Source organism: Nocardiopsis sp. MG754419 (assembly GCF_018207095.1).
Taxonomy (GTDB): domain Bacteria; phylum Actinomycetota; class Actinomycetes; order Streptosporangiales; family Streptosporangiaceae; genus Nocardiopsis.
In genome coordinates this window covers 50,146-76,808 of record NZ_QOCZ01000020.1, presented here as the reverse complement: position 1 = coordinate 76,808, position 26,663 = coordinate 50,146, and the positions used below count along the sequence as shown (strand labels likewise).

Below are 26,663 nucleotides of genomic sequence, written 5' to 3'. Positions count from 1 at the left end.
GGGGCGGGACGCCGGTGTCGGCGTCCCGCCCCTTGTGGGTACGGCCCCGGGAGGTGGGGCCGCGTGCCGCGGGTGGGAGTGCCCCGCGGGTGCTCGGATCACTCCAGAGCGGCGGAGACCGTCCGGGCGAAGTCGTAGTCGTTGGTCGCGTCCCAGTTGACGGACCAGGTCATCACGCCGCCGATCGGGCCGTAGGGGCTCTCCGGGGAGAACGCGCCGCAGCTCTCACCGGTCTGCAGGCAGTCCAGCGCGGCGACGACGTCGCTCGGGGGCATGTGGCCGCCGCCGGCGGCGTCGGGCGTGGCCGGCAGACCCAGACCGACCTGGTCGGGGCTCAGGCCCATCTCCAGCTGGATGCAGGCCAGGGCGGCGGCGAAGTCGCTGGTGCCCTGTTCGTAGACGTTGCCGTCGCACCCCAGCATCGAACCGGAGTTGTAGTACTGCATGTTCACGATGGTGAGGATGTCGGAGGTGCTCTCCGCCAGCTGGTAATACCCGGCGTCGGGGCTCTGGAAGTCGATGGTCTGCGGGGCCATCGTGATGATCAGGTCGGATCCGGCCTGGTCACTGAGGTCGTGCAGGGCGTCGCTCATGTGGGCGGCGTCGATGCCGTGCTCCAGGTCGATGTCGACCCCGTCGAACCCGTAGTCCTGCATGAGCTCGTAGGTGGTGTCGGCGAAGTTCTGGGCCTGGGTCGGGTCGGTGACGTCGACGTGCCCGAGCTCGCCGCCCACGGAGATGATCACCTTGCGGCCCTCGTCCTGCAGGGCGGTGATGTCCTCACGGAACTGCGCGTCGGTGTAGCCGTCCAGCTCGTCGGAGGCCAGCTCGAACGTGATGCCGCCGTCGAGCTCCGGGTGGTTGTCCGCGAAGGAGACCGCCACCAGGTTGTACTCGGAGGGGATCTCCGAGAGCGGCATGACGGTCGAGCCGTTGTCGAAGTTGTGCCAGTAGCCGGTGAGCCACTGGTCGGTCTGCCGGATCTCGACGGCGTCGGACACGGTCTCGGCCTGGGCGGTCTCGGGGGACGCACCACAGGAGGAGACGAGCACGGTGGTGGCGGCGGCCAGCCCGCCGAAGAGGGCGAGCCGTGCGTTTCGGGCGATGAGCATGCGGGGGTGCTTCCTTTCGTCGAGCGGGGAGACGAAGGTGCTCTGCGAGCCTGTAATTGTTAGGAGACCTTAGAGTTACCTCGGAGGCCCGTCAACGGAAATGTTAAGAAAGTTTGTAGTTTTCTTGGGTACTCCGTACCGACCGTGATCACGAGTCGAAGCGTCCGCTCTTGTCGTGCAGGTCCATTTCGTGCGTCATCCGGGAGAAGACGTCGTGGTCGATCTCCCCCGAGCGGTAGAGGGACATGAGCGCGTCCCGGCGAGCGTCGTCGACCTGCCCCAACACCGCGACCCGGCTCTTGGCGTCGGCCTTGAACCGGTCCAGCAGATCGTCCTCGCCGTCGAGCATCTCCTTGAGGTGGCCGAGCCGTCGCACGTAGCGCCCCCGCATCGCGTCCGCGGCCTTCTCCGCCACCTCGCCCTCGGTGAGCATCTCGTCCACCTTGCGGACCGCCGCGCAGTCCATCTCGTACTGCGCCCGGAGGTACTCCCGCTGGCGGGTGCCCTCGTCGGTCAGCCCCATCCGGCGCAACAGCCACGGCAGCGTCGTGCCCTGCCCCACCAGTGTTCCCATCACCACGACCCCGGCCACGAAGATCAACGCGCCCCGGTCGGTGAACGGGACCCCGTTCAGGGTGGCGGGCAACGACAGGGCGATCGCCAGGGACACCGCCCCGCGCATACCGCTCCACCCGATCGCGACGCGCTCACGGAACGACGACACGTCCAGTTTCATGCGCGGCACGTACCGCTGGATCGGGATGATGACCAGCATCAGCACCATGCGCAGGACGACCGCGGTCGCGGTCACCGCCAACGCGACCAGCACGAGGTGCGCGAAGTCGAGGCTGCCGCGCACCGAGGTGATCACCGCGTCCAACTGCAACCCCAGGAGCACGAACAGCATCGCCTCCAGGAGGCCCACGAGCGTGCCCCAGATGGTTCTGCCGCTCACCCGAACCCGGGGCGGCAACAGCCCCTCCCCGTGCGTGCCCAGGTAGAAGCCGGCCACCACGGCCGCCAGAACCCCGGAGAACCCCGCCATCTCGGCGGGGATGTAGGCCACGAAGGGGGTGATCAACGCCGTCATCAGCTGGAGGGAGGCGTCTCGCATGCGGGCGCGCGCCCAGACGATCACCACGGCGACCAGCGCCCCGTAGAACAGTCCGCCCACCACGACCTTGCCCAGCTCCAGGAACGCGTCCCCCGGGGTGAGGGGATGCATCATCGCGGTGACCGCCAGGCTGAACAGGGTGAGCGCCACGCCGTCGTTGATCAGCGATTCGCCCTCCAGGATGGTCAGCACCCGCCGTGGCGTGCCCGCGCGTTTGAGGATCGCGGAGGCCGCCACGGCGTCGGTCGGGGCCACCGCGGCCCCCAACGCGATCGCGGCGGGCCAGCCCACGTCCGGCAACAGCAGGTAGACGATCCCGGCCAGCCCGAACGCCGTGGCCAGGGTCATCCCCACCGACATCACGATGATCGGCCGCATCAGGTCCCGCATGTCCTTCGGAGAAGAGAAGAACGCGGCGTTGTAGATCAGCGGCGGCAGGAACACCAGAAGGATGATCTCGGGGGTGATGGACAACGAGTGCAACCAGGGGGTCGCGCCCAGGAGCATCCCCAGCACCACCAGCACCACCGCGCCGGGCACCCGGATGCGCCCGGAGATCAACTGCCCCACTATGACCGCCACCACCACGATCAACGTGGCGATCGCGTACTCCTCGACGCTCACCCGGGCCCCCTTCGACGGTCGCGCGTCGGACCAGCATGCCGCCGTCGGGGTGACGGCGACATGAGGACGCGCCGCCCGTGGAACGGACGGCGCGTCGGGAGGTCGAGGGGCGTGCGCGGGTGCTCAGCGCACCACGACGAAGTCCTCCGGGTCCCGCGGGGGCCGGTCCCCCGGAGGCGTGGCCGCGTACCCCACGGCCACCGAGCCCATCGGATGCCAGTCGGCGGGCACCTCCAGTACCTCGCGGACCACGTCCGCGCAGAACATCGTGGAGGAGATCCAGGCCGAACCCAGCCCTTCCATGGCGAGCCCGACCAGCAGGTTCTGCACCCCGGCGCCCATGGCCACCAGGAACATCGACCGCTCGGCGTCGGCCCGGCGCTCGTCCGGGTAGGGGTGCGCGCCGTCCGCGACCAGGAACGGGACCACCAGGGACGGGGCCTCGCGCAGCACGTCGCCGCGGCGGGTCCGGCGCGCGATCTGCTCCTCGGTGAACCCGTCGGAGCGCAGGTCGCCCACCCAGGCCTGGAGCATGGCGTCCAACAACCGCTTACGGGTGCGCGCCGACTCCACCAGGACGAACCGCCAGGGCGTCGTGTGGTGCGGCGCCGGCGCCGTCACCGCGGTGGCCACGGCGCGACGTACCGACGCCGGGTCGACCGGACGGTCGGAGAAGGAACGCACGGTCCGCCGGGCCGGCACCACGTCGCGCGACCCGTACCGGAACAGGTCGGCGTCGGCCGGGCGGATCAGTTCCGCGGCCCCCGGACCGTCCTCGTCGGTGACCAGCGGGCCCAGGCCGGACACCACGGCCACCGGGACTGCGCTCGTCTTGCCCTTGACCAGCTCACCGGCGCCGGCGATCTCGTCGGCGACCGCGTTGACCGTGGCCTCCATGAGGTTGCCGTGGGTGTCGACCGTGCCGCGCAGGTCCTGGAGGGCACGGAGTCCGGCCACCCCGATGGCCACGTCGGTCTGTCCCACCCGCCACGGGCGTCCAAAGGTGTCGGAGATCACCACGCCGACCCGCACGCCCAGGCGCTCGGTGATCCCGGCGCGCAACGCACGGGCGGAGACGTCGGAGTCCTCCGGCAGCAGCAACACCGTTCCGGGCTCGACGTTGGAGGCGTCCACCCCGGCGGCGGCCATCACCAGGCCCTGGCGGGTCTGCACGATCCGGGTGCTCCCCATGCGGGCCACCACGCGTTCGGTCTCGGCGTCGATGGCCTCCTCACGGCCCATCCGCACCGCGCGCCCCTCGGCCTTGCTGATGATCTTGGAGGTGACCACCAGCACGTCCCCGTCGACCAGGGGATCGCCGGAGGCCGCCACCGCGTCGACGATGAGAGCGGCCGGGTCGTCGCCCGCGCGCACCTCGGGAATGCCCGCCAGGCCGCGTACCCGGAACCCCGGGCTCATCGCTCTCCGTCCCCGCGCAGTTCCAGCGCCAGGTCCAGGGCGGCGCGGGCGAGGTCCTCCGTCGTCCGCGGGTCACTCATGTACAGAGGGCGGGACCGCACCTCGATCCCGTCGACCTTGGTGTCGGCGTCGGCCTCGTCGACCAGCCAACCGTCCAACAGGTCCGCGCCCAGGTGTTCGGCGACCGCTCCGGCGGCGGTCTCCACCCCGATCGCGGTGAGGCAGGCATCGGCCATTCCGCGCACGGGCGCGCCGCCGATGATGGGGGAGACCCCCACCACGGTCTTGTCGACCAGGGCCTCGCGGATCCCCGGGATGCCGAGGATGGACCCCACACTCACCACGGGGTTGGACGGGGGCAGGAGGACGACGTCCGCGTCACGGATGGCGCGGAGGACTCCGGGGGCCGGCCGGGCGTCGTCGGCGCCGAGCCCGATGATCTCCCGGGCCGGCAGCGCGGCCCGGTGCTTGATCCACCACTCCTGGAAGTGGAGGGCGCGACGTCCCTGTTCGTCCTCGACGACGACGTGCGTCTCGACCTGGTCGTCGGTCATCGGAAGCAGGCGCACGCCGGGCTTCCAGCGGTCACACAGGGCCTCGGTGATCGCCGAGAGCGGGTAGCCCGCGGCGATCATCTGCGCCCGTACGATGTGCGTGGCGGTGTCCCGGTCGCCGAGCCCGAACCAGGTGGGTTTCATCCCGTAGGCGGCGAGTTCCTCCTTGACCGCGAAGGTCTCGTCGGTCCTGCCCCACCCCTGCTCCTCGTTGATCCCACCGCCCAGGGTGTACATCACCGTGTCCAGGTCGGGACAGATCCGCAGGCCGAAGAGGGTGATGTCGTCGCCGGTGTTGCCGATGACGGTGATCTGGTGGTCTGTGGCCTGGTCCGTGCCGGTCGACGCGTCCGTCCCGAGGGCGGCCTTGAGCCCACGGAGGAAACGCGCGCCGCCGATACCGCCGGCCGGTACGACTATCCGCATGCGCCCAAGTCTGGCAGGCTGGATGGGCGTATGGGTCGTCTGCCCCTCACTGGGCGCGATCCGTCGTGACCGATTCGGTGCGAGCGTTATGCGAACCTTCCGGCCCCGGTCGCCATCCCACCCCATCGGCTCCGCGTCCGGTGTCCCTTTGAGTCCCGTCCACGCACGGTCGAGCCGATTCACCCGACAGTCCGACGATATGCCAAGCTTCCTCCGACGCGACGGCGAAGCAGCAGAGGGGAACCTCTCTTGAACAACGAAACACTAGAACGCCTGCGCCTGCCAGGGGCCTGGGTCCTGTTGGGGTCCGTGGGCGTCGTGATGCTCTCCGGACTCATCGATCTGATCATCATCTCGAGCGAGATCGGTGGGAGCTTCGCCGGGGCCATGGGCGGGACCGGTTCGTCCTTCTACGGCATCACCGTCACCCTGCTGCTGGTCGCCGCAGTGGCACTGGTCCTGACCGGTGAGCGCAGCCGCGCCAACGCGTTCCCGGTGGTCCTCACCGCGATGATCATGACCGGTGTCGGTCTGCTCTTCTGCCTGATCGGTCTGATCAGCGGGTTCATCGACGCCCCCAACGGTGGCCTGGCGTTCGCCGCCTTCCTCTCCCGGGCCGCCCAGGGCGCCGTCCTCGGTTTCTTCGGCTTCGCCCTGCTGAAGGCCTTCAACGACCCCACTCTGGTGCCGCGCGCGCAGCCGCAGCAGGCCCAGTACCCCCAGCACTTCCCGCCGGGCGCCGGTGTCCAGCAGGGCTTCGGTCAGCCGGCGTACGGTCAGGACCCGGTCCAGCAGGCCTACGGTCAGGACCCGGCGCAGCAGGCCTATGGCCAGGACGTCGCCGCTCAGCAGTACGGGACCGGTGCGCAGCAGGGTTACGCCCAGGACGCCTACGCGCAGCAGTACGGCACGGGTGACCAGCAGGCCTATGGACAGGACCCGGCCCAGCAGGCCTACGGTCAGCAGTACGGCACCGGCGCCCAGCAGGCCTACGGTCAGGACCCGGCCCAGCAGGCCTACGGCCAGCAGTACGGCACCGGCGCCCAGCAGGCCTACGGTCAGGACCCGGCCCAGCAGGCCTACGGCCAGCAGTTCGCGACCGGTGCGCAGCAGGCCTACGGCCAGGACGCCTACGCGCAGCAGCACGGCACCGGCGCCCAGCAGGCCTACGGTCAGGACCCGGCCCAGCAGTACGGCACGGGTGACCAGCAGGCCTACGGTCAGGACCCGGCCCAGCAGGCCTACGGCCAGCAGTACGGTACCGACGCCTACGGGCAGCAGTACAGCGCGGACGCCTACGGTCAGCAGTACGGCCAGGACGCCTCCCAGCAGCCCGCACAGCCCGCGGAGTACGGACAGGGCTACGACCCCTCCCAGTACGCCCCGCAGTCCTACGAGGGGCAGCCGGCTGCCGACCAGCAGGCTCAGGAGGCCATCCAGAACGGGTGGTACCAGAACCAGCCGCAGCAGGGGCAGGAGACGCCCTCCGAGGGCGGAGTTGAAGGATTCTTTAACTCCGGTGAGAACAACGGGGTCGAGCCGTCCGACCCGAACGCCGGCTCCTACGGGAACCAGTACGGCTCCAGTGGCGGTTACGGCTCTGACCAGCAAGGACAGGGCGGTACCGACGGCCAGCCGAACTGGTACGGCAACGACGGCCAGCGCTGATCCACCCCGGTTCGCCTCGCAGCAGCGCACCTTGGAAGGTACGTGAATTGCGTGGTAATCCACAGAACGGACATCGCGGGCCTGCCGTTGGAGGCCCGTTACATGATATTCAGTGGATTACCACGCTGAGCGCTTGACCCCAGGTCATGTGCTCGCGTGTAATTCCAATGTGGGATTTCGCCCCGACCTTGGGGGATGAAAAGGGTCGGGGACATCAAATGGGGGCAACAGGAGGTGCGCATGAGCGAGGTCATCCCGCTGGCGCACGGCTCGGACGAAGATCTGGGCTGGCAAGAGCGCGCCCTGTGCGCGCAGACCGACCCGGAGGCGTTCTTCCCCGAGAAGGGCGGCTCTACACGTGAGGCCAAGAAGGTCTGTCAGTCGTGCGACGTGCGTGCGGAGTGCCTGGAATACGCGCTGGAGCATGACGAACGCTTCGGCATCTGGGGGGGACTCTCCGAGCGCGAGCGCCGGAGGTTGAAGAAAGCCGCCGGGGGAGATTTCGATTTCCTGGCGGACATGCTCTAGGAGAGGGCGCCAAGGCGCGTCCGGGTCACGAGCCCGGGCGCGCTTTTTTCATGTTCGGGGACTGTTGTGGGTGTTCACGCGGACGGGGGCCTTCACCGGCGGTGGGTGTGAATGCTCCGATATGGTCGCCCCGTCGCCCGGGCCCGAATAGACCCGTAATGGTGTGAGGTGGCGTATCGTGATGTCCCGCGCTCGCCCTCGCGAGCGCTCGCGAACCCCTGCGTACGCACGCGCGTGCTCACGCGCCCACCGGCCGCAGCGGCCGGAGCACACGCCGGCCCCGTACGACACGGGTGCCGCCCCTTCTCCCGGAGAGAACCCACCACAGCCGTGCATGACCTGGATTCCGCCCGTCACGTCGTCACCGCCGTCATCGTGTCCCACGACGGCGCACGCTGGCTGCCGGAGACCCTGTCCGCACTGCGTGCCCAGTCCCGGCCCGTGCAGCGCGTCGTGGCGGCCGACACCGGAAGTACCGACGGAAGCCCCGACATCCTCGCGGGCCACCTCCCCGACGACGCGATCATCGATCTGCCCGCCGACACGGGCTATGGCGACGCGGTCCGGGCCGCTCTGGACCTGCCGCGCTCCACGACCGCCGTCCGGGGTTTCGAGGACGACGCCACCGAGTGGATCTGGCTCATCCACGACGACCTCACCCCGGAGAAGGACACTCTCGAACAGCTCCTGACCGCCGCCGACCAGGATCCGCGTTCGGCGGTCCTCGGCCCCAAACTCCGTGACTGGTTCGACCGCCGTCTCCTGGTGGAGGTCGGCGTCACCATCGACGGCGCGGGACGGCGCGAGACCGGTCTGGAACAGCGTGAGTTCGACCACGGCCAGCACGACGGCACCCGGCAGGTCCTGGCCGTGTCCAGCGCGGGCATGCTGGTCCGCCGTGACGTGTGGAAACGGCTCGGCGGGTTCGACCGGGCGCTCCCGTTGTTCCGCGACGACATCGACTTCTGCTGGCGTGTGGGCGGCGCCGGGCTCAGGGTCCGTCTGGTCACCGAGGCCGTGGCCTATCACGCGGAGGCCTCGGCCCGCCGACGCAGGCGCATCACCGCCACGCGCAACCACCCCCGCCGGGTCGACCGCCGGCACGCGGTGTTCGTCCTGCTCGCCAACCTGCCCTTCGGCGGCATGCTGTTCGCACTGCTGCGCAACTCGATCGCCTCGCTCCTGCGGGTGATCATGTACCTGCTCATCAAACAGCCGGCCAACGCGCTGGACGAGGCGGCCGCGATCACCCTCGTCTACGGCCGCCCGTTCCGGCTGGCCCGGGCCAGGTTCCGCCGACGCCGCGACCGCCGCCGCACCTACAGCGCGATTCGGCCCTTCCTCGCCCGTGGTGTGGCCGCCCGGCAGTTCGCCGACGCCGTCACCGGGATCCTCACCGGTGAACGGGTCGGCAACACCGCCGGTCGCCACCAGGCCGTCACCGCCCCGCCGGGCGAGGAGGAGGACGGGGTGGCCGACGACTCCACCTCGTTCCTGCGCCGCGTGATCCTGCAACCCGGGGCGATGCTCGTCATCGGGTTGACGGTGGTGACGATCATCGCCGAGCGCTCACTGTTCTTCGGCACCCTGCTCGCCGGCGGTGCGCTGCCGCCCGTGGCGGGCAACGCCGCGGACCTGTGGAACCTGTACCTGTCCGCGCACCCCGACAGCGGTGTGGGCACGGACGGTCCCGTCCCGCCCTACGTGGGCTTCCTGGCGCTGCTCTCCACCCTCACGCTGGGGCAGCCCTGGGTCGCCGTCATGGTGATCCTGCTCGGATGCGTCCCCCTGGCCGGTCTGACCGCCTATCTGTTGGCGCGGCAGGTCTTGGGCTACCGCCCCGCCCGCCTGTGGATGGCCGGCGCCTACGCGTTGCTCCCCATGGCCACCAGCGCGGTCGCTCAGGGACGGTTGGGCACCGCCCTGGTGCACGCCCTCCTGCCGGTGCTCGGGCTGCTCCTGGTCCGGCTCGTGTCCATGCCGCCCAAGTCGTCCAGGCGGGCCGCCTGGGGGCTGGGCCTGACCCTGACCATCGCCACCGCGTTCGTCCCGCTCGTGTGGCTGCTGTGCCTGGTCACCGGCGTGCTCGTCGCGGTCGCCTTCGGTCACCTGGGCCGGCGCATCTACGTCAGCGTCGCCATCGGGCTGGGCGTGCCACTGGTCCTGCTCATGCCCTGGACCCTCGAACTCCTCACCCACCCCAGTCTGTGGTTGCTGGAGGCGGGCCTCCACCGGCCCGAGCTGTCCGACCCCGGTGCCACCCCCGTCGAACTGCTCATGCTGTCCCCGGGTGGGCCCGGAACGCCGCCGTACTGGGTGACCGCCGGGTTCATCGCCGCGGCGCTGTGCTCCCTGCTGCTGCTCCGCAACCGGATGGTCGTGGCGGCGGGCTGGTCCCTGGCCCTGTTCGGCCTACTCATCGCGATCCTCACCAGCCGCATCGTGATCGAGCCCTACTTCGGTGGGCCGCCCGCCCAGGTCTGGCCCGGGGTGGCGCTCGCCTTCGCCGCCACCGCCGTACTGCTCACCGCGGCGACGGCGGCCCGGGCGTTCGGCGACATGATCAAGGGCGAACCCACACGCGGAGCGGGCGGGGGCCGGCGACGCCTGGTCGGGGGCCTGAAGCGGTACTTCGCGCTGACCGTGGCCGCCCTCGCCTTGGCCACACCGCTCTCCGCGGCCGGACTGTGGATGTGGAACGGTGTCGACGGGCCCCTCACCGCGAACGCGACGCCGGCCGTTCCCGGGGCACTGGTGAGCGTCAGCGGTGACGGTACGCAACCCCGCACGCTCATCGTCACGCCCGACGAGGACGGTGGTGTCGACTACGTGGTGGTGCGAGGCCGCGAACCCCGCCTGGGCGAGGAACGGCTCATGCCCGAACCGGAGACCCGCGCCGTCGTCGACCGCGCGGTGGCCGAACTCGCCGCCGGTCAGGGCGGCGACCAACTGGTCGCCCTGCTCGACCACGGCATCCAGTACGTGCTCTACCCGCGCCCCGAGCTCGGCGGTCCCTCGGACGCCACCATGGTCGACACCCTCGACGGCACCCCCGGGCTGGGTCGGCAGTCGCTCTCGCTCCACTACGGGCTCTGGCGGATCGCCGAACCCACCGGGGCGCTGCGCGTGGTCGCCGAGGACGGAATGACCGCGGAGACGCTCACCGTGGAGGGCTCCGCCCACGACCTCTCCACCGAGGTCGGTGAGGGACTCACCGGCCGCCGCCTGGCCCTGGCCGAACCCGCCGACGGTGGCTGGAAGGCCACGCTCGACGGTGTCGACCTGACCCAGGTGGACACCGAGAACGGGACCCAGGCCTGGACCCTCCCGGTCAACGGTGGCGAGCTGCGGGTCTGGCACACGGACCTGGTGCACCAGGCCTGGGTCCTCACCCAGGGCGTGCTGCTCCTGGTCGTGGCGGTTCTCGCCGCCCCGGGCGTGCGCACGGAGGAGGAACGCCGACTCATCGAGGCCACCCCGATGCCGAGCCCCCGCCGTCCGCGCAAGGGACCCTTGGCCCCCGGCCGAGGACGGCGCGTCCGCGCAGACACCGAGACCGAGGACGACACCTCGGCGCGGAACGACGCCCCACCGGACGTCGACGACGGACCCGACACCGGGCCGACCACCACCGGGTCCCTTCCCGTGGTCGGGGGCCGGCGTCGTGGCACACGCGGCACCCGGCGTGCGGGCTCCCGCAAGTCCGGAGGCCGACGCCGCGCCGGCACCACACGTGACGCCCGCACCGACACGGACGCCGTCGACGACGAGAGGGAGGGTTAGATGCGACTGATCGTGGAGAACCGGTTCGCGCTGTTCGGGCTGGTCGCGTTGGCCCTGCTGGCCCTGTTCGGGGTGGCCTTCGCGATCCGACCGATCAGCCCCGAGCTGGGGGTGTCCGAACCGGGCACCGTCCGCCCGGAATCGGCCGCGCGCGTGTGCCCGGCGCCCCACGCGTCGGAGGACGACGGTGCGGAGAGTTCGGTGGCGGCGTTCGCCCCCCGGGTCGGCCGTGACGACGAGGGCGCCCTGTGGGCCGTCCCGGTCACCCAGACCACGGAGGAGGACGCGGAGGACGAGGACGAGGACGCCGAGGACGAGGATGCGGACGACGACGAGGACGCGGCTCGGGAGTCCCCGGGCGGCTCGGACGAGGACGCCGACGAACGCGGCGCACTCCTCGGTGAGGAACTGACCGAACCCGGCCGGGTCTGGCGTACCGACACCGGCGACGTGACCCTGCCCACGGCCTTGAACGCCGAAGGCTCCCTGGCCTCCGGCCTGGACGCCGCTCAGACCACGGTGTCCGACGACGCCGTCACCGAGGTCCGTTGCGTCGAACCGGGCATCGGCACCTGGTTCGCCCTGCCCGGGGCGGGTGGCGCCGACGGTGTCGCACTGGACACCCTGACGGTCCACCTGAGCAACCCCGAGGAGTTCCGGGCCACCACGAGCATCGACATCTACACCGCGGAGGGCCCCTCGTACTCTCCCGACAGCCGTGGCATCCACCTGGGGCCGGGGGAGTCGACCACCGTGGACGTCACCGAACTCATCCAGAACACCAGCTCCCTCGGTGTGCACGTGCGGACCAGTACCGGACGCGTCGCCGCCTCCCTGCTGGCCGAGCACACCGAGGGGCACACCGACTGGGTCGCCCCCACCTCGGCGCCCGACGTCGCACACGTCATCCCCGGCCTCCCCGGTGGTGACGGGGTCCGGCGACTGGTCGTGGCCGCGCCCGGGGACGCACCCGTCGAGGTCCGCGCCCACGTCGTCCCCGGGGAACGTCCCGAGAACGAGGACGAGGACGACGAGGAGACCGACGAGGACGGCAACGGTGCCGGGACCCCCGACGACCCGATGGTCCTCAACGTTCCGCCCGCCGCCTCCGCGTGGATGACCCTGGAGAGCGCCCTGGGCGGTCTGCCGGGCACGGTCGTGGTGGAGGCCGACGCTCCGGTCGTGGTCGGGATGATCATCGAGGAGGCCGGATCGGGAGGGGGTGACGCGGACGTCGTCGAAACCGCCTACACGGCTGCCGTGGACCCGCTCACCGGCCCTCTGAACGGCACCGCCGTCATCCCGGACATGCCGGAGGGGGTCGACGTGGAGGTGATCCTGGGAGCTCCGGATTCCGACGCACGGGTCGTGGCCACCCCCATCGCCGCGGACGGCAGCATGGGTGACGCCGTGCGCGCCGAGGTCGCCGCGGGCACCACGCACGTCTTCGGCACCGAGACCGACGGGTGGGGCCCGCCCGCGGGCATCGACCCGGAGGACGGCTACGCGGTGCGTCTCGAGGTGCTGGAGGACTCCGGTCCGGTGTACGCGGCTCGCGTACTGCGTTCGGGATCGGGGATCAGCGTCCTGCCGGTGCGGCCGGCGCCCACGGAGATCCGCCTGCCCGTGGTCCGGGACAGCGTGACGGGAGTGGTTCCCTGAGTGGTGTTCGCTCGGGCCCCGCTGTGTTCCCCTTGGACCCCCGCTGCGCTTCGGCCGGTGTTCGGGCGCCCCACGGCACGGCGGGAACCTTCGGGTTCTGCGGTGGGAGGGATCGTTCCTCGCGATCCCACCTACGCACCCTCCACGGGTTCTCAGAGAGCAGGGCCCGCCGGCGCCCGAACCGATACCCCCCTTGGGTCAGGGGGTCTGTGCGTTCACAGAACACCCCTGTGGCGTAGGTGCGGTGCGCAGGCTCCGGCACCGCCGTGACCGGCGGTCGTCGGCTCACCCGAAGGGGCACCGGTCGGCGTTGGTGGTCCCGGGTACCGGGAGGTGTCCGTTCGCGCGCACGGTGCACGACCGGCCGTGCGGGTGGGCACGACCGGTGGGGGCTCGGGCCGAACGGTCCCGCGATCTACCCTTCCGGGTCGACGGACTCCGGTTCCACCCCGAGCAGGTTGGCGACCTCCTCGACCACGGTCTCGTGGACCAGGAGGGCCATCTCGTCGGGGTCCTTGGTCCGGATCTCCACCGGACGGCGGTAGACGATGATCCGCGCCCGACCCTCGGGGTCGGTCTCCAGGCGGGAGAAGGGGATCGTCTCGGTCGGCCGGCCGTGGGGCGGGAGCGGGGGGACGTCCTCGACGAGGAAGTCGACATTCGCCAACTCCCGTGCCCACAAACGCTCGAGGCGTTCGACCGCGTCCAGGACGAGGTCGTCGAAGGCCTGCGCTCGACTCCGGAACACGGGCAGGTCAGAGGGCACGAGAGGGCCGCGGATGCCTCGGCCGCGGCGGTCCCGGCGGCGGACTCGGTCTGGTTGGCCACTGGAAAGACGCACTCGTCGCACACTTCGAGACTAAGCCATCACGGGCCGCCCGCGTAGTCCCCCTTCTCGTCCCGATCGCGCGAACGGGTACGGGGGCGGGGTTCCCGTGACCCGGACCGAGGTAAAGAAGCGGCACCAAATACCCCGTAGGTCATGGAACGATGCTGGCGTGTCCCTCGGTAAAGGCATACAGTCGAACGCTGTGAGCCATGTTCGACGCTGTTCCCGCACTGCGTGCAGGCAGCCCGCCGTTTTCACGCTCACGTACGTCTACGCCGACTCCACCGCCGTCCTCGGCCCGCTCGCCGCCTACGTGGAACCGCACTGCTACGACCTGTGCGCCGTCCACGCCGAACGCCTGACGGCGCCCCGTGGCTGGGAGGTGGTCCGTCTGCCGGTCGAGACGTCGGGCGGTGGTCCCGGCAGCGACGACCTGGAGGCGCTCGCCGACGCCGTACGTGAGGCGGCGCGCCCGCCGGCGCGTTCCGAGCCGTACCCGGGGGAGCCCGTGGGCGAGGGTCAGGAGATCCTGCGCCGCGGTCACCTGCGCGTGGTCAAGTCCGATCGGACCGACCAACGCGACCCCCGCCGCCCGCACGCTTGACCGCGCGCTCCGGTGCGGGGCGGTGGCCGGTTCCGGCCCGGGCACACCGTGGGCCGGGCGTGACGTTCGCGGCACGATACTTCTGGCGGTGCCCATGGGGTTCTCGCCCGGTCCCTTGCTAGTTTTGACGGGCGCCCGGAGTCCGGGCGCGGGACCGAACTCGTGGCAGAACCGACCTGGCCGGAGCAGACGTGGCTGACCTCGGAAGCATCTTCAAGGCATACGACGTGCGCGGTGTGATTCCGGACACCTTCAACGTGGACATCGCCCGGGCGGTCGGCGCCGCCTTCGCCCGTGTGGTCGACGCGCCCTCCGTCGTGGTCGCCCACGACATGCGCCCCTCCTCGCCCGAACTCGCCCACGCCTTCGCGGACGGGGCCACCTCCCAGGGCGTGGACGTGGTGTTCGCCGGACTCGGCTCCACCGACCTCCTCTACTACGGCTCCGGGTCCCTCGACATGCCGGGCGCCATGTTCACCGCCAGCCACAACCCGGCCGAGTACAACGGCATCAAGATGTGCCGCGCCGGGGCCGCGCCGATCAGCGGTGAGACCGGCCTGGACGACATCCGTCGGCTCGCCGAGGAGAGCCTGAACGGTGCGGGTGTGCCCGAGCACGAGGGCCCGAAGGGCACCGTCACCGAGAAGGACCTGCTGCCGGGCTACGCCGAGTACCTGCGCGGTCTGGTCGACCTGTCCGGCTCCCGCCCGCTCAAGGTCGTGGTGGACGCCGGCAACGGCATGGGCGGCCACACCGTCCCCGCCGTCCTCGAACAGGGCCTCCCGCTGGACGTCGTGCCCCTGTACTTCGAGCTGGACGGCACCTTCCCCAACCACCCGGCCAACCCGCTGGACCCCGACAACCTGGTCGACCTCCAGGCCAAGGTGCGCGAGACCGGTGCCGACATCGGCCTGGCCTTCGACGGTGACGCCGACCGCTGCTTCGTCGTCGACGAGCGGGGCGAGCCGGTCCCCCCGTCCGCCGTCACCGCGTTGGTCGCCGTCCAGGAACTCCGGCGCGAACCGGGCGCCACCATCATCCACAACCTCATCACCTCCGCCGCCGTCCCCGAGATCGTCACCGAGAACGGCGGCGCGCCCGTGCGCACCCGGGTCGGCCACTCCTTCATCAAGGCGACCATGGCCGAGACCGAGGCCGTCTTCGGTGGTGAGCACTCCGCCCACTACTACTTCCGGGACTTCTGGCGGGCCGACACGGGTATGCTCGCGGCGATGCACGTCCTCCGTGTCCTCGGGGCGGACCAACGGTCGCTCTCGCAGATCACGGAGGAGTACTCCCGCTACGCGGCCTCGGGTGAGATCAACTCCGAGGTCGAGGACGCCTCCGGGCGCATGGCGGCGGTACGCGAGGCGTTCGCCGGCCGTGACGGTGTCACCGTCGACGAACTCGACGGCCTCAGCGTCACCCTGCCCGACGGGTCCTGGTTCAACCTGCGTGCCTCCAACACCGAACCGCTCCTGCGGCTCAACGTGGAGGCCGCCGACGACACCGGAGTGACGCGTCTGCGGGACGACGTCCTGGCCATCGTCCGCGCCTGAACCAGCCTCACACGAGGCCAGCACACGAGGAACGAGAACCATGAGCACGAAGATCGACGGCTGGCTGCTGGAGATCCTGGCCTGCCCGCAGAGCCAGGCCCCGCTGCGCCACGACCCCGAGACCGACGAGTTGGTCTGCGACGAGAGCGGTCTGGCCTACCCCATCCGGGACGGCATCCCGGTGCTCCTCGTCGACGAGGCGCGCAAGGTCTCCTAGGGCGACGGTCGGGCTCCGCGCGGGGCGCCTGTGACGGGATCGAAAAAGGTACGGGTCGAAGCGGAACGATCTCACGGTTGCGGCAGTCATAGGGGGTACGCCGGTCGGTCGGCGGCCTAACGGACCCCTCAGGGCAAAGGTGACGGCACCGGCGTACCCTGCCCGTACCCTGGTCCTGTGCGCCCCGCACGAGACGACCTCCCAGGAGGAGACCGATGCCCGGTTCCGAATCGCTACTGCCGAGCGACCCCTCCGCGTTCGGTGAATACGGCGTGACCGGGCGTCTGGGCAAGGGGGGTCAGGGCGTCGTCTACCTCGCGGAGGACCCCACGGGCGAGAAGGTCGCGGTCAAGGTTCTCAACGACCAGTGGTCGCAGGACACCGACCTGCGTAAACGGTTCGAGAAGGAGGTGCGGGCCGCACAGCGGGTCGCGTCCTTCTGCACCGCGGCGATCATCGACGCCCGGCTCGACCACGACCCGCCCTACGTGGTCAGTGAGTTCGTGCCCGGCAAGGACCTCCAGGAGTCCGTCGCCAAGGGGCGCGCGGTGCGCGGGGCCGCGCTCCAGCGCCTGGCCGTGTCCACCGCGACGGCGCTGGTGGCCATCCACAAGGCGGGCATCGTCCACCGCGACTTCAAGCCCGGGAACGTGCTGCTGGGGCCCGACGGGCCACGGGTCATCGACTTCGGTATCGCCCGGGTCGACGACGGCACCGCCACCATGACCAACTCGATCGTCGGCACGCCCTCCTACATGGCGCCGGAGCAGATCGAGGGGCGCGAGATCACCGACAAGTGCGACATCTTCGCGTGGGGCAGCGTGATCGCGTTCGCCTCCACCGGGAAGGCGCCCTTCGGCTCCGACACCGTCCCCGCCGTGGTGCACCGCGTGGTCAGCGCCCCGCCGGACCTGGACGGCCTCGACGAGGCGCTGCGCCCCGTCGTCGAGTCCTGCCTGGACAAGGACCCCTCCAAGCGCCCCAACGCACAGCGACTCCTCATGCGTCTGCTCGGTCACGAGTCCGACGAGGCCGACACCTCCGAGGCCTTCGAGAAGGGCCAGGAAGTGGCCCAGACGGGTCTGCTCAATGGGACGCCGCTGCCGCCGGTCCAGCCCCACCAGGGTCAGTACCCGTCGACCGGACCCCACCCCGGGATGGGTTACCCGCCGGGGGTCTCCGACCCCCGCCTGGGCCAGAACCCCGCGGTGTCCAACCCCGACCCCGGCCTGATGAACCCGGGCACGTCCAACCCGCGCCCCGGGATGCCCGGCCACCCCATGATCTCGGACCCGCGCCACGGCGGCTACGCCATGCACCCGGGCACGTCCGACCCGCGGCCCGGTCTGCAGCCCCACGCGCCGCAGCAGCACGGCGTGAACCCCAGGATGACCGGCGGGCCCAATCCCAACCAGACCTTCGCCCGGTACCCGCAGCAGCAGAAGGACTCGGTGTTGCAGCAGGGCTGGGTCATCCCGCTCGTGCTCATCACCATCGTCATCCTGCTGCTGCTCCTGCTCATCCTGGCGATCAGCGGCTGATCCCGCGGAACGCGGGGCGCGACGGTCAGACCCGGGTGAGCTCGTTCATCGAGCGCGACACCGCCTCGTCCACCAGGTCGCGCACCTGAGGCCACCGGTCGTCGACACAGTCGCTCGGCATCACCGTGACGCTGTCGCCGTCCGACATCCGCAGGGCCTCCTGCACCCCGTCCGGGGTGATCAGTCGGGCGTCCGCGGTCACCGCCAGCACCCCCGACGGCGGGCTCCCCACGTCCTGCACCACCACGTGGAGGGACAGGGAGGCCTCGCCCACCTCCAGCTCCAGACGCGCCCACCAGTACGCGGCACCGGGGGTGAGCGGCGCCCGCGGGGCGGTGCCCTCGGTGACGCGCCCGTCCCCTGAGGTGACGGTGGCGCGGGCCTCGGGGTCGAGGGCGCGCAGGATGAGCGCGACCGGGGCACTGCGCGAACGCACGTAGTCCAGAACGCGCCTGCGGGTGACCGCCGCCAGTGGGGACACCGGGCCGTCGGGCACCGGAACCGACCCCGGACTCCACCCGATCTCCGCGCGCAACGCGCCCCGGACCGACCGGGCGAAGTGCACGACCAGCTCCGCGAAGTGCTCGGCCTCGTCCTGCCGGGAACGCAGGCGGGGCGGGGGGCTGCGCGGGTCCAGGAACAGCGGCGGGTGGTCGGCGCGCTGGAGCACGTGGGAGGCCAGGATCCAGGGGAGCAGCGGCAGGGAGCCGTCGGTGTCGGGGAGCACGTGTTCGTCGGCCGTCCCGCGGGCGCACGCGGCGTAGACGTGGGCGGCGCGCACCACCGGGTGCGCGGGCACGATCGCCGCCTCCGCGAGGGCGCCGGCCTCCTCGGGTGACGGAGGGGTTCCCAGGGCGCCCTCCGCCGCGGACGACCGTACGGCCGGGGCGCAGAGTTCGACGATCCGGTCCCCGGTCAGGGGCGGCTCCGTCTCGTCGGCGTCGAACAGCAACAGCTCCGCGAGCGCGGGATCATCCCCCCACGCCCGGACACGTTCGTGTGTGAGGGCGCGTCGGGCCGCCGACCGGTCCTCCGGGGTCCGGCACCGGCGGTGTTGTGCCCAGATCGCCCGCAGGCGGTCAACGTCCGTGAGTTCATCGCGCACGCGGTCCGGAAGAGACTCCCAGACCGGGGCGCCGAGTTGGCTGTCCACGAGTCTTGACGTAGCCCGTGGGCACTTTGCCAAAACATGCCGGGTGGTTGGTCTGGGTGTCCGGTGACGGCCGTGGCCTCCGGTCAACCAAAGTGATCCAAGTGCGTCATGTGGTCGGTGGGGCCTGCGATGAAGAAGGTTCTGAGGGGACTGATGTGGAAGGCCGACGCGCGTGTAGCAGACGCATCGCCTTCTCCTTCTCGAAGTCCAGAGCGCGGGTGGGCGCCGGGGCGAGCCGTCCCAGCCGCTCGCCGTGCGCGCGGACCCGTGCCAGGACCTCGGGCTCGGCCAGGACCCGCAGGGCGAAGGACAGGGCGGCCGGGGGGATGTCGAACTCGCGCTCCAGCTCCAGACCCGCGCGAATGGTGCGCAGGTCCTCCTCGGTGAACCGGCGATGGCGGTGCCCGCGCCCGGTCGGCGGGTCCTGGGTACGGGGAAGCAGCCCGAGCGCCTCCCGATAGCGGAGCATGCGGGCCGTGCCGCCGACCCGTTCGGCGGCCACCGAGATCGGCACCGGGACGGGATCGATGGGATCGCTGGGCTCGGTGGGAAGGTCGTGACGGGCGGCCATGCACGCGACTGTAACCCACAGCGACCTGTGTACGGAGCAAATCTGACAATCCAAAGTCAGCTTTGTGACCAGGGGTGGAAGGCGGGCCTAGAATCGAGGTCGCCACCACGACTTGACGAGTGAGGAACGCATGGCATTCGACTTCAAGGTCGCCGATCTCTCCCTGGCCGAGTTCGGCCGCGACGAGATCCGTCTCGCCGAGCACGAGATGCCCGGCCTCATGGCGACCCGCGCCGAGTACGGGGACAGCAAGCCCCTCCAGGGCGCCCGCATCATGGGCTCGCTGCACATGACCGTCCAGACCGCGGTGCTCATCGAGACCCTCGTCGCCCTGGGCGCCGAGGTCCGTTGGGTCAGCTGCAACATCTTCTCGACCCAGGACCACGCGGCCGCGGCCGTCGTCGTCGGCCCCGACGGCACCGTCGACGACCCCAAGGGTGTCCCGGTCTTCGCCTGGAAGGGCGAGACCCTGGAGGAGTACTGGTGGTGCACCGAGCAGGCGCTCACCTGGCCGGGCGCCGAGGGCCCCAACATGATCCTGGACGACGGCGGCGACGCCACCATGCTCGTCCACAAGGGCGCCGAGTTCGAGAAGGCCGGTGTCGCCCCGGACCCCTCCACCGCCGACAGCGAGGAGTTCGCGGTCGTCCTGGGTCTCCTGGGCGAGAGCCTGAAGAAGGACGCCGGCAAGTGGACGACCATCGCCGAGGGCATCAAGGGCGTCACCGAGGAGACCACCACCGGTGTCCTGCGTCTGTACGAGATGCAGCGTGACGGCGTTCTGTCCTTCCCGGCGATCAACGTCAACGACTCCGTCACCAAGAGCAAGTTCGACAACAAGTACGGCATCCGCCACTCGCTGCCGGACGGCATCATGCGCGCCACCGACGTCCTCATCGGCGGCAAGGTGGCCGTGGTCTGTGGCTACGGCGACGTCGGTAAGGGTTCGGCCGAGGCGCTGCGCGGCCAGGGCGCCCGCGTCATCGTCACCGAGATCGACCCGATCAACGCCCTTCAGGCCGCCATGGACGGGTTCCAGGTGAGCACCCTGGAGGACGTGCTGGAGACCGGTGACATCTTCATCACCACCACCGGCAACTTCAACGTGATCATGGCCGACCAGATCACCCGCATGAAGCACCAGGCGATCGTCGGCAACGTCGGTCACTTCGACAACGAGATCGACATGGCCGGTCTGGCGAAGATCCCCGGCATCCGCAAGAAGGAGATCAAGCCCCAGGTCCACGAGTGGACCCTGGAGAGCGGCAAGTCCGTCCTGGTGCTCTCCGAGGGCCGTCTGCTCAACCTGGGCAACGCCACCGGTCACCCGAGCTTCGTGATGTCCAACAGCTTCACCAACCAGGTCATCGCGCAGATCGAGCTGTTCGCCAAGACCGACCAGTACCCGACGGGCGTGTACACCCTGCCGAAGATCCTCGACGAGAAGGTCGCCCGCCTCCACCTGGACGCGCTCGGTGTCAAGCTGACCGAGCTCACCAAGGAGCAGGCCGCCTACATCGGCGTGGACGTGGCCGGGCCGTTCAAGCCGGACCACTACCGCTACTGATGACGTCTCCCTCACACGAGGTGGCGGACCTCGGCCTCGCCGAGGCCGGGGTCCGCCGTGTGGCGTGGGCCGAACGCTCCATGCCCGTGCTGCGCAGCGTGCGCGAGAACTTCGCCGCCGAACGTCCCCTCGACGGGCTCCGGGTGGCGGCGTGCCTGCACGTGACGGCGGAGACCGCCAACCTCCTGCGCGCCCTGCGGGCCGGCGGCGCCGAGGTCTGGCTGGCCGCCTCCAACCCGTTGTCCACCCAGGACGACACCGCGGCGGCGCTGGTCGCCGAGTACGGGGTGGCCGTGCACGCCTGGGCGGGGATGGACACCGCCGCCTACGACCGCAACCTGGTCACCGTCCTGGAGTCCCGACCGCACCTGCTCCTGGACGACGGCTGCGACCTGGTCAACACCGCGCACACGTACCGCCCCGACCTGCTCGAGGGCGTGCTCGGCGGTTGTGAGCAGACCACCACCGGTGTGATCCGACTGCGTCGGATGAGCGCCGCCGGTGAGCTGCGCCTGCCCATGGTGGCGGTCAACGACACCCGGACCAAGCGGATGTTCGACAACCGCTACGGCACCGGGCAGTCCACCGTGGACGGGATCCTGCGGGCCACCAACACCCTGTTGGCCGGCCGGACCGTGGTGGTCGCCGGATACGGCTACTGCGGCAGTGGCCTGGCCGAACGCTTCCGTGGCATGGGCGCGAACGTGGTCGTCACCGAGGTGGACCCGGTCAAGGCCCTGGACGCCGTCATGCAGGGGTACACGGTCGCCTCCATGGAGGTCGCGGCCCCGGTCGGCGACGTGTTCGTCACCGCCACCGGCAACCGGGACGTGATCCGCCGCGAACACCTCGCGGTGATGCGCGACGGCGCGATCCTGGCCAACTCGGGCCACTTCGACCTGGAGATCGACCTGCCGGCCCTGGAGTCGCTGGCGGCGCGGATCGACCGCGGAGTGCGGGAACAGGCCGACGAGTACGTGTTCGAGGACGGTCGGGCGATCCTGCTGCTGTCCGAGGGCCGTCTGGTCAACCTCGGAGCCGCCGAGGGGCATCCGGCCGCGGTGATGGACATGTCCTTCGCCGTGCAGGCCCTGACCACCGCGTGGCTGGCCGGCGCCCACGAGGACACGGCACCGGGTGTCGTGGAGGTCCCCGAGGAGATCGACCACGAGGTCGCCCGTCTGGAACTGGCCGCGCTCGGGGTGGGCATCGACGTCCTCACCCCCGAACAGGAGGCCTACCTCAGTTCCTGGCGCCCCTGAGTCAGCGCGGGGGTTCGGGCCACCGGGGCCCCGCGTGCGGCTGGGCCGACTGCTGCCCGTGGGCCGCGTCGGGGTCCGTGCCGGTCATCGTCCGCATGCTGCGGCGACGGCGCTCGGCCAGGACGGCGGCGAGGAAGACCGGGGGCGTGGTGCCGGGCGGCGGGGGCGGGCTGACCTGGGCGGCGACCGTGTCGGCCAACTGCGTGCCCATCTCGTGCCGGGTGTGCTCGGCCAGCTCGCCGTAGCGGAGCACGTACTGGCGGGCGGCGTCCGCGGACTCCGGGGAGAGCCGGGACAGTTCGGCCTGGGCGGCCCAGCCGGCCAGCTGCGGCGGCATCGGGATCTCCTGCTGACGGCGTCCGCCGGCCCGCTCCTCGACCACCATGGTCCCGGCCACGAAGTCGCCGACGCGGCGGCCCTCACGGTTGATCATCGAGGTGATCAGCGCGACCACGCCGGAGGTCATCCAGATCTCCACGACCGCGGCGAGCGCGCGGGCCAGGGCCTGACGAAACCGTTCCGGCGAACCGTCGGTGCCGACCACCCGCAGGCCCAAGGCCATCTTGCCCAGCGAACGCCCGCGTGAGAGCGACTCGAACACGGTCGGGTAACCGACCAGGATGAGGATCGACAGTCCCAGGTAGAGGGCCGAGGTCGCTGCGGGATCCACGGTGACGCCGATCCACATCACCACGACGGCCAGCGCGAGCAGCGCGACGACCTGGAGGATGACGTCGATGGCCAGGGCGGCGGCGCGCGTCGCGAACCCCGCGGGGCGTAGTTCCAGCACGACCGCGTCCCCCGTGACCAACGGCGTCACGCCGTAGACGTCGCCGCGGGTCTCGCCGCCGGGGTAGGACACCTGTACACGCTCCCTCACCGGATGTTCTGAGCCGTCCCACCGACACTACCCGGATCGGGCCCGCCATGGTCGCACCGAGCACGGTGGTCGGGTCACGATCCAGTAGTGTCCCATGCGTGGATATCGACGTGTTCGCGGCTGTGCACGCCCAGGAGTGGGAACGGTTGAACGAACTGGTGCGCAGGCGCCGTTCGCTCACGGGTGAGGAGATCGACGAACTCGTCGAGCTCTACCAACGGGTCTCCACCCACTTGTCGGTGGTGCGCAGCTCGGGGCAGGACCCGGCGCTCTCGGGACGGCTCTCGTCCCTGGTGGCGCGGGCTCGCTCGGCGGTGACGGGCGCGCACTCCTCCGGGTGGGCCGACCTCGGCGGGTTCTTCACCCGCGTGTTCCCGGCGACCCTGTACCGGCTGCGTTGGTGGTGGCTGGGCGTCACCGCCGGCACCCTGGCCATCGCCACCGTCACGGGGTGGTGGGTCGCCAACGACCCCGCGGTGCTCGCGTCGCTCGGCACCCCCGAGTCCATCGCCCGCTACGTCGAGTACGACTTCGCCAACTATTACACCGAGAACCCGGCGGGATCGTTCGCCGCCCAGGTGTGGACCAACAACGCGTGGGTGGCCGCGCAGGCGATCATCTTCGGTGTGGCCTTCGGCCTCCCGACCATCGCGGTGCTGTTGTTCAACGCGGTCAACGTGGGCATGGCCGGCGGCATGATGTTCGCCTACGGGCGCGGCGACGTGTTCTTCGCGTTGATCCTCCCGCACGGCCTCCTGGAACTCACGGCGGTGTTCGTCGCCGGCGGCGTGGGACTCAAACTCGGGTGGTCGCTGATCTCCCCCGGGGACAGGACCCGGTTGCGTGCCCTGGGCGAGGAGGGGCGCGCCGCCATCGGTGTGGCGCTGGGCCTGGTGCTGGTGCTGTTCATCTCGGGGCTCATCGAGGGTCTGGTGACCGGCTGGATCACCAACACGTGGGTGGCCATCGGTATCGGTGTGGTCGCCGAGGTCCTGTTCTTCGTGTACGTGTACACGGTCGGCAAGCGCGCCCACGAGGCGGGCGAGACCGGTGACATCGAGGACGCCCCCGCCGCGGTCCCGGTGGCCGGCTAGGCACCGAGCCGTATCGTCACCTGCCGCGTGCGCGTGGCCGGCACGAGGGACGGGCGTACGGTCTCGATCCGTCGAGGGGACACCTCCGCCCTCGGAGGCGGTGACGTGGTCCCGCCCGCGCCGACCGACTCAGGGTCGAAGGAAGGGGCGGGACGGAGCACCGTTCGGCCCGTCCCGCCCCTGCGGTCCCGGGGCGCTACAGCCGCCCCTGCGCCTTGAGGTTGATGTAGGCGTCGGCCAGGGCCGGGGCGATGTGCTCCGGCCCGGCGTCGACCACCTCGGCGCCCATCCGGCGCAACTCGGCGCTGATCCGGTGCCGCTCGCTGAGGGTGCGTTCGGCCGAGGCCGCCCGGTACAGGGCGTCGGCGCTGCCGCGCTCGGCCGCCATCTCCTCCACCTTCGGGTCCTTGATGCCCGCCACGAGCAACAGGTGGTGCGAGGACAACAGCGGCAGTCGCGGCAGCAACCCCTCCTCCAGGGCGGTCGCGTTGAGGTCGGTCAGCAGCACGACCAACTTGCGGCTACGGCCCTGGGCGAGCACCGTGCCCACCATCCCGGCGGGGTCGGACTCCACCAGGGTGGCCTCCAACGGCGCCATGGCCTCCACGACCCGATGCACCTGACTGCCCTTGCCGGAGGCCTTCACCTGGGCGCGGACGGTCCGGTCATAGGCCATGAAGTCCACCCGGTCGCCGGCCTTCCCCGCCAAGGCGGTCAGCAGCAGGGCGGCGTCCATGGCGTGGTCCAGGCGCGGGGTGTCGCCCACCCGTCCGGCCGAGGTGCGGCCGGTGTCCAGCACGATGAGGATGCGCCGGTCGCGTTCGGGACGCCAGGTCCGCACCACCACGCTGTCGTTGCGGGCGGTGGCGCGCCAGTCGATCGACCGGACGTCGTCGCCGGGCACGTAGTCGCGCAGGGAGTCGAACTCGCTTCCCTGGCCGCGCACCATCGCGGTGTGCCGACCCTCCAGCTCCCGCAGGCGGGACAACTTGCCGGGCAGGTGCCTGCGGCTGTGGAACGGGGGCAGCGTCCGCACGGTCCAGGGCGTCTGGAGGGTGCGCTGGCGACCGGCGATGCCCAACGGGCCGATACTGCGCACGGTGACCCCGGCGGAACGCGCGTCCCCCCGACGGGTCGGGGTGAGCGTGGTCGTGACCCGACGGCGCTCACCCGCCTCCACGCGCACCCGGTGCGCCTTGGGCGCGCCGTGCGAACTCGGCGGCCAGGCGTCCCGCACCGAACCCTGCAGGCGACGCCCGGTCGGGTTGGCCACCAACACCGACACCGACGCGGAGCCGCCCAACCGCAACGAGGTCTCGCCCTCACGGGACAGCACGAGCCGCCGTGGCGAGGCCGCCAAGGCCACGTCCACCACGACGAGCAGCACGACCAGACCCACGGCGATACCGGTGACGGTCCCCCCGATCTGCCCGGAGATCGCCACGGCGCCCGTCGCGAGCAGCGCCAGGAGCGCGGCCCGGCCGGTGACCACCATCAGCGCGGCACCGGGACGGAGGCCAGGACGCCGTCGAGGATCCCGTCCGTGGTGGCACCCTCCAGCTCGGCCTCCGGCCGCAGCCCGATCCGGTGGCGCAGCGTGCCCTTGGCCAGCGCCTTCACGTCGTCCGGGGTCACGTAGTCACGGCCGGACAGCCACGCCCACGCCCGGCTGGTGCGCAGCAGCGCCGTGGCGCCTCGGGGGGACGCGCCGAGCTGCAGGGACGGCGAGAGACGGGTGGCCCGGCACAGGTCCACGATGTAGCCGAGGACCTCCGGCGCCACACGCACCCCGGCCACGGCGTTGCGGGCGGCCTGTAGCTCGGCCGCGCCCGCCACGGCGGTCACACCGGCCGCGGCCAGGTCGCCCGGGTCGAAACCGGCGGCGTGCCGGCCCAGCATGTCGATCTCCGAGTCGCGCTCGGGCAGTGGGATCGTCACCTTGAGCAGGAACCGGTCCAACTGGGCCTCGGGCAGCGGGTAGGTGCCCTCGTACTCGACCGGGTTCTGGGTGGCCGCCACCATGAAGGGGTCGGGCAGCGCCACCGGGGCGCCCTCGACGGTGACCTGCCGCTCCTCCATGGCCTCCAGCAGGGAGGCCTGGGTCTTCGGCGGGGTCCGGTTGATCTCGTCGGCCAGCAGGAGGTTGGTGAAGACCGGGCCCTTCATGAACTCGAACTTCGCCGTGTGCTGGTCGTAGACGAGCGACCCGGTCACGTCGCCGGGCATCAGGTCGGGGGTGAACTGGACCCGCTTGTGGTCCAGGGACAGGGCCGCCGAGACCGTGCGCACCAGCAGTGTCTTGGCGACACCGGGCACACCCTCCAACAGAACGTGGCCACGGCACAGCAGTGCCACCACCAGTCCGGTCACCGTCTCGTCCTGGCCCACGACCGCCTTGGCCACCTCTCGGCGCAGAGCGGTCAGGGACGCCCGCGCCTCGTCGGCGGAGGGCAGTGCCTCGGGTGTGAAGGCGCTCACGTGCCGTGTACCTCTTTC

General features: G+C 71.0%; 21 protein-coding genes. 11 read left to right on the top strand and 10 right to left on the bottom strand.

The window, feature by feature from the left end; translation table 11 throughout:
* Window positions 1–98: 98 nt before the first annotated feature.
* From DSY14_RS06265 to cofD, 4 genes are all read right to left on the bottom strand, one after another.
* The gene (locus tag DSY14_RS06265) at window positions 99–1,112 is read right to left on the bottom strand and encodes a chitinase (protein ID WP_211715503.1); all 1,014 of its coding nucleotides are present in this window, start codon (window positions 1,110–1,112) and stop codon (window positions 99–101) included.
* 148 nt (window positions 1,113–1,260) lie between these two features.
* The gene (locus DSY14_RS06260) at window positions 1,261–2,850 is read right to left on the bottom strand and encodes a Na+/H+ antiporter (protein WP_211715502.1); all 1,590 of its coding nucleotides are present in this window, start codon (window positions 2,848–2,850) and stop codon (window positions 1,261–1,263) included.
* Window positions 2,851–2,973: 123 nt separating this feature from the next.
* Window positions 2,974–4,269 (bottom strand): coenzyme F420-0:L-glutamate ligase, encoded by a 1,296-nt coding sequence (locus DSY14_RS06255; protein WP_211715501.1) that lies wholly within the window; start codon window positions 4,267–4,269, stop codon window positions 2,974–2,976.
* Complete coding sequence (gene cofD, locus DSY14_RS06250) at window positions 4,266–5,249, bottom strand: 2-phospho-L-lactate transferase (RefSeq protein ID WP_211715500.1); 984 nt, start codon at window positions 5,247–5,249, stop codon at window positions 4,266–4,268. The genes DSY14_RS06255 and cofD overlap by 4 nt, the downstream gene beginning before the upstream one ends.
* Before the next feature lie 249 nt (window positions 5,250–5,498).
* Between cofD and DSY14_RS06245 the strand changes: the two genes are divergently transcribed.
* From DSY14_RS06245 to DSY14_RS06230, 4 genes are all read left to right on the top strand, one after another.
* Complete coding sequence (locus DSY14_RS06245; protein ID WP_211715499.1) at window positions 5,499–6,917, top strand: hypothetical protein; 1,419 nt, start codon at window positions 5,499–5,501, stop codon at window positions 6,915–6,917.
* Between the two features lie 240 nt (window positions 6,918–7,157).
* Window positions 7,158–7,445, top strand: coding sequence for a WhiB family transcriptional regulator (locus DSY14_RS06240; RefSeq protein ID WP_211715498.1), 288 nt, complete (start codon window positions 7,158–7,160; stop codon window positions 7,443–7,445).
* A 330-nt stretch (window positions 7,446–7,775) separates the two neighbouring features.
* On the top strand, window positions 7,776–11,228 hold the full coding sequence (locus DSY14_RS06235; RefSeq protein WP_211715497.1) for a glycosyltransferase family 2 protein: 3,453 nt from the start codon (window positions 7,776–7,778) through the stop codon (window positions 11,226–11,228).
* The gene (locus DSY14_RS06230; protein ID WP_211715496.1) at window positions 11,229–12,890 is read left to right on the top strand and encodes a DUF5719 family protein; all 1,662 of its coding nucleotides are present in this window, start codon (window positions 11,229–11,231) and stop codon (window positions 12,888–12,890) included.
* A gap of 415 nt (window positions 12,891–13,305) precedes the next feature.
* On the opposite strand, the gene DSY14_RS06225 is transcribed toward DSY14_RS06230, so the two are convergent.
* Complete coding sequence (locus DSY14_RS06225; protein ID WP_211715495.1) at window positions 13,306–13,656, bottom strand: metallopeptidase family protein; 351 nt, start codon at window positions 13,654–13,656, stop codon at window positions 13,306–13,308.
* Between the two features lie 265 nt (window positions 13,657–13,921).
* Here DSY14_RS06225 and DSY14_RS06220 point away from each other — a divergent pair, with 265 nt between their 5' ends.
* From DSY14_RS06220 to DSY14_RS06205, 4 genes are all read left to right on the top strand, one after another.
* Entirely contained in the window at window positions 13,922–14,323 is a 402-nt protein-coding gene (locus DSY14_RS06220; protein WP_211715494.1) for a DUF3499 domain-containing protein, read from the top strand.
* Window positions 14,324–14,514: 191 nt separating this feature from the next.
* Window positions 14,515–15,882: a phosphomannomutase/phosphoglucomutase gene (locus DSY14_RS06215; protein WP_211715493.1), complete on the top strand. Its 1,368-nt coding sequence runs from the start codon at window positions 14,515–14,517 to the stop codon at window positions 15,880–15,882.
* A gap of 40 nt (window positions 15,883–15,922) precedes the next feature.
* On the top strand, window positions 15,923–16,099 hold the full coding sequence (locus DSY14_RS06210) for a Trm112 family protein (RefSeq protein ID WP_211715492.1): 177 nt from the start codon (window positions 15,923–15,925) through the stop codon (window positions 16,097–16,099).
* 215 nt (window positions 16,100–16,314) lie between these two features.
* Window positions 16,315–17,640, top strand: a complete 1,326-nt coding sequence (locus tag DSY14_RS06205) for a protein kinase (protein ID WP_211715491.1) — start codon at window positions 16,315–16,317, stop codon at window positions 17,638–17,640.
* Window positions 17,641–17,665: 25 nt separating this feature from the next.
* Here DSY14_RS06205 and DSY14_RS06200 read toward each other — a convergent pair whose 3' ends face one another.
* Together DSY14_RS06200 and DSY14_RS06195 are read right to left on the bottom strand one after the other, a co-directional pair.
* The gene (locus tag DSY14_RS06200) at window positions 17,666–18,793 is read right to left on the bottom strand and encodes a hypothetical protein (RefSeq protein ID WP_211715490.1); all 1,128 of its coding nucleotides are present in this window, start codon (window positions 18,791–18,793) and stop codon (window positions 17,666–17,668) included.
* Window positions 18,794–18,899: 106 nt separating this feature from the next.
* Window positions 18,900–19,364, bottom strand: coding sequence for a MerR family transcriptional regulator (locus DSY14_RS06195; RefSeq protein WP_211715489.1), 465 nt, complete (start codon window positions 19,362–19,364; stop codon window positions 18,900–18,902).
* A gap of 130 nt (window positions 19,365–19,494) precedes the next feature.
* Between DSY14_RS06195 and ahcY (DSY14_RS06190) the strand changes: the two genes are divergently transcribed.
* Both ahcY (DSY14_RS06190) and ahcY (DSY14_RS06185) read left to right on the top strand, forming a co-directional pair.
* Window positions 19,495–20,931: an adenosylhomocysteinase gene (gene ahcY / locus DSY14_RS06190; protein ID WP_211715488.1), complete on the top strand. Its 1,437-nt coding sequence runs from the start codon at window positions 19,495–19,497 to the stop codon at window positions 20,929–20,931.
* On the top strand, window positions 20,931–22,193 hold the full coding sequence (ahcY, locus tag DSY14_RS06185) for an adenosylhomocysteinase (protein WP_211715487.1): 1,263 nt from the start codon (window positions 20,931–20,933) through the stop codon (window positions 22,191–22,193). Before ahcY (DSY14_RS06190) ends, ahcY (DSY14_RS06185) begins: the two co-directional genes overlap by 1 nt.
* Before the next feature lies 1 nt (window position 22,194).
* Here ahcY (DSY14_RS06185) and DSY14_RS06180 read toward each other — a convergent pair whose 3' ends face one another.
* Window positions 22,195–23,055 (bottom strand): RDD family protein, encoded by an 861-nt coding sequence (locus tag DSY14_RS06180; protein ID WP_211715544.1) that lies wholly within the window; start codon window positions 23,053–23,055, stop codon window positions 22,195–22,197.
* Between the two features lie 116 nt (window positions 23,056–23,171).
* Between DSY14_RS06180 and DSY14_RS06175 the strand changes: the two genes are divergently transcribed.
* Complete coding sequence (locus tag DSY14_RS06175; protein WP_211715486.1) at window positions 23,172–24,167, top strand: stage II sporulation protein M; 996 nt, start codon at window positions 23,172–23,174, stop codon at window positions 24,165–24,167.
* Between the two features lie 196 nt (window positions 24,168–24,363).
* Here the strand turns inward: DSY14_RS06175 and DSY14_RS06170 are convergent, their stop codons facing one another.
* The gene (locus tag DSY14_RS06170) at window positions 24,364–25,662 is read right to left on the bottom strand and encodes a DUF58 domain-containing protein (RefSeq protein ID WP_211715485.1); all 1,299 of its coding nucleotides are present in this window, start codon (window positions 25,660–25,662) and stop codon (window positions 24,364–24,366) included.
* The gene (locus tag DSY14_RS06165) at window positions 25,662–26,645 is read right to left on the bottom strand and encodes a MoxR family ATPase (protein WP_211715484.1); all 984 of its coding nucleotides are present in this window, start codon (window positions 26,643–26,645) and stop codon (window positions 25,662–25,664) included. Before DSY14_RS06165 ends, DSY14_RS06170 begins: the two co-directional genes overlap by 1 nt.
* Between the last annotated feature and the right edge of the window lie 18 nt (window positions 26,646–26,663).

Excerpts from the sequence above, each read along its gene's own strand:
- DSY14_RS06170 (WP_211715485.1), bottom strand. The coding sequence starts at position 25,662 with ATGGTGGTCACCGGCCGGGCCGCGCTCCTGGCGCTGCTCGCGACGGGC.
- DSY14_RS06240 (WP_211715498.1), top strand. The coding sequence starts at position 7,158 with ATGAGCGAGGTCATCCCGCTGGCGCACGGCTCGGACGAAGATCTGGGC.
- ahcY (WP_211715487.1), top strand. The coding sequence starts at position 20,931 with ATGACGTCTCCCTCACACGAGGTGGCGGACCTCGGCCTCGCCGAGGCC.
- DSY14_RS06230 (WP_211715496.1), top strand. The coding sequence starts at position 11,229 with ATGCGACTGATCGTGGAGAACCGGTTCGCGCTGTTCGGGCTGGTCGCG.
- DSY14_RS06255 (WP_211715501.1), bottom strand. The coding sequence starts at position 4,269 with ATGAGCCCGGGGTTCCGGGTACGCGGCCTGGCGGGCATTCCCGAGGTG.
- DSY14_RS06265 (WP_211715503.1), bottom strand. The coding sequence starts at position 1,112 with ATGCTCATCGCCCGAAACGCACGGCTCGCCCTCTTCGGCGGGCTGGCC.
- cofD (WP_211715500.1), bottom strand. The coding sequence starts at position 5,249 with ATGCGGATAGTCGTACCGGCCGGCGGTATCGGCGGCGCGCGTTTCCTC.
- DSY14_RS06195 (WP_211715489.1), bottom strand. The coding sequence starts at position 19,364 with ATGGCCGCCCGTCACGACCTTCCCACCGAGCCCAGCGATCCCATCGAT.
- ahcY (WP_211715488.1), top strand. The coding sequence starts at position 19,495 with ATGGCATTCGACTTCAAGGTCGCCGATCTCTCCCTGGCCGAGTTCGGC.
- DSY14_RS06210 (WP_211715492.1), top strand. The coding sequence starts at position 15,923 with ATGAGCACGAAGATCGACGGCTGGCTGCTGGAGATCCTGGCCTGCCCG.
- DSY14_RS06205 (WP_211715491.1), top strand. The coding sequence starts at position 16,315 with ATGCCCGGTTCCGAATCGCTACTGCCGAGCGACCCCTCCGCGTTCGGT.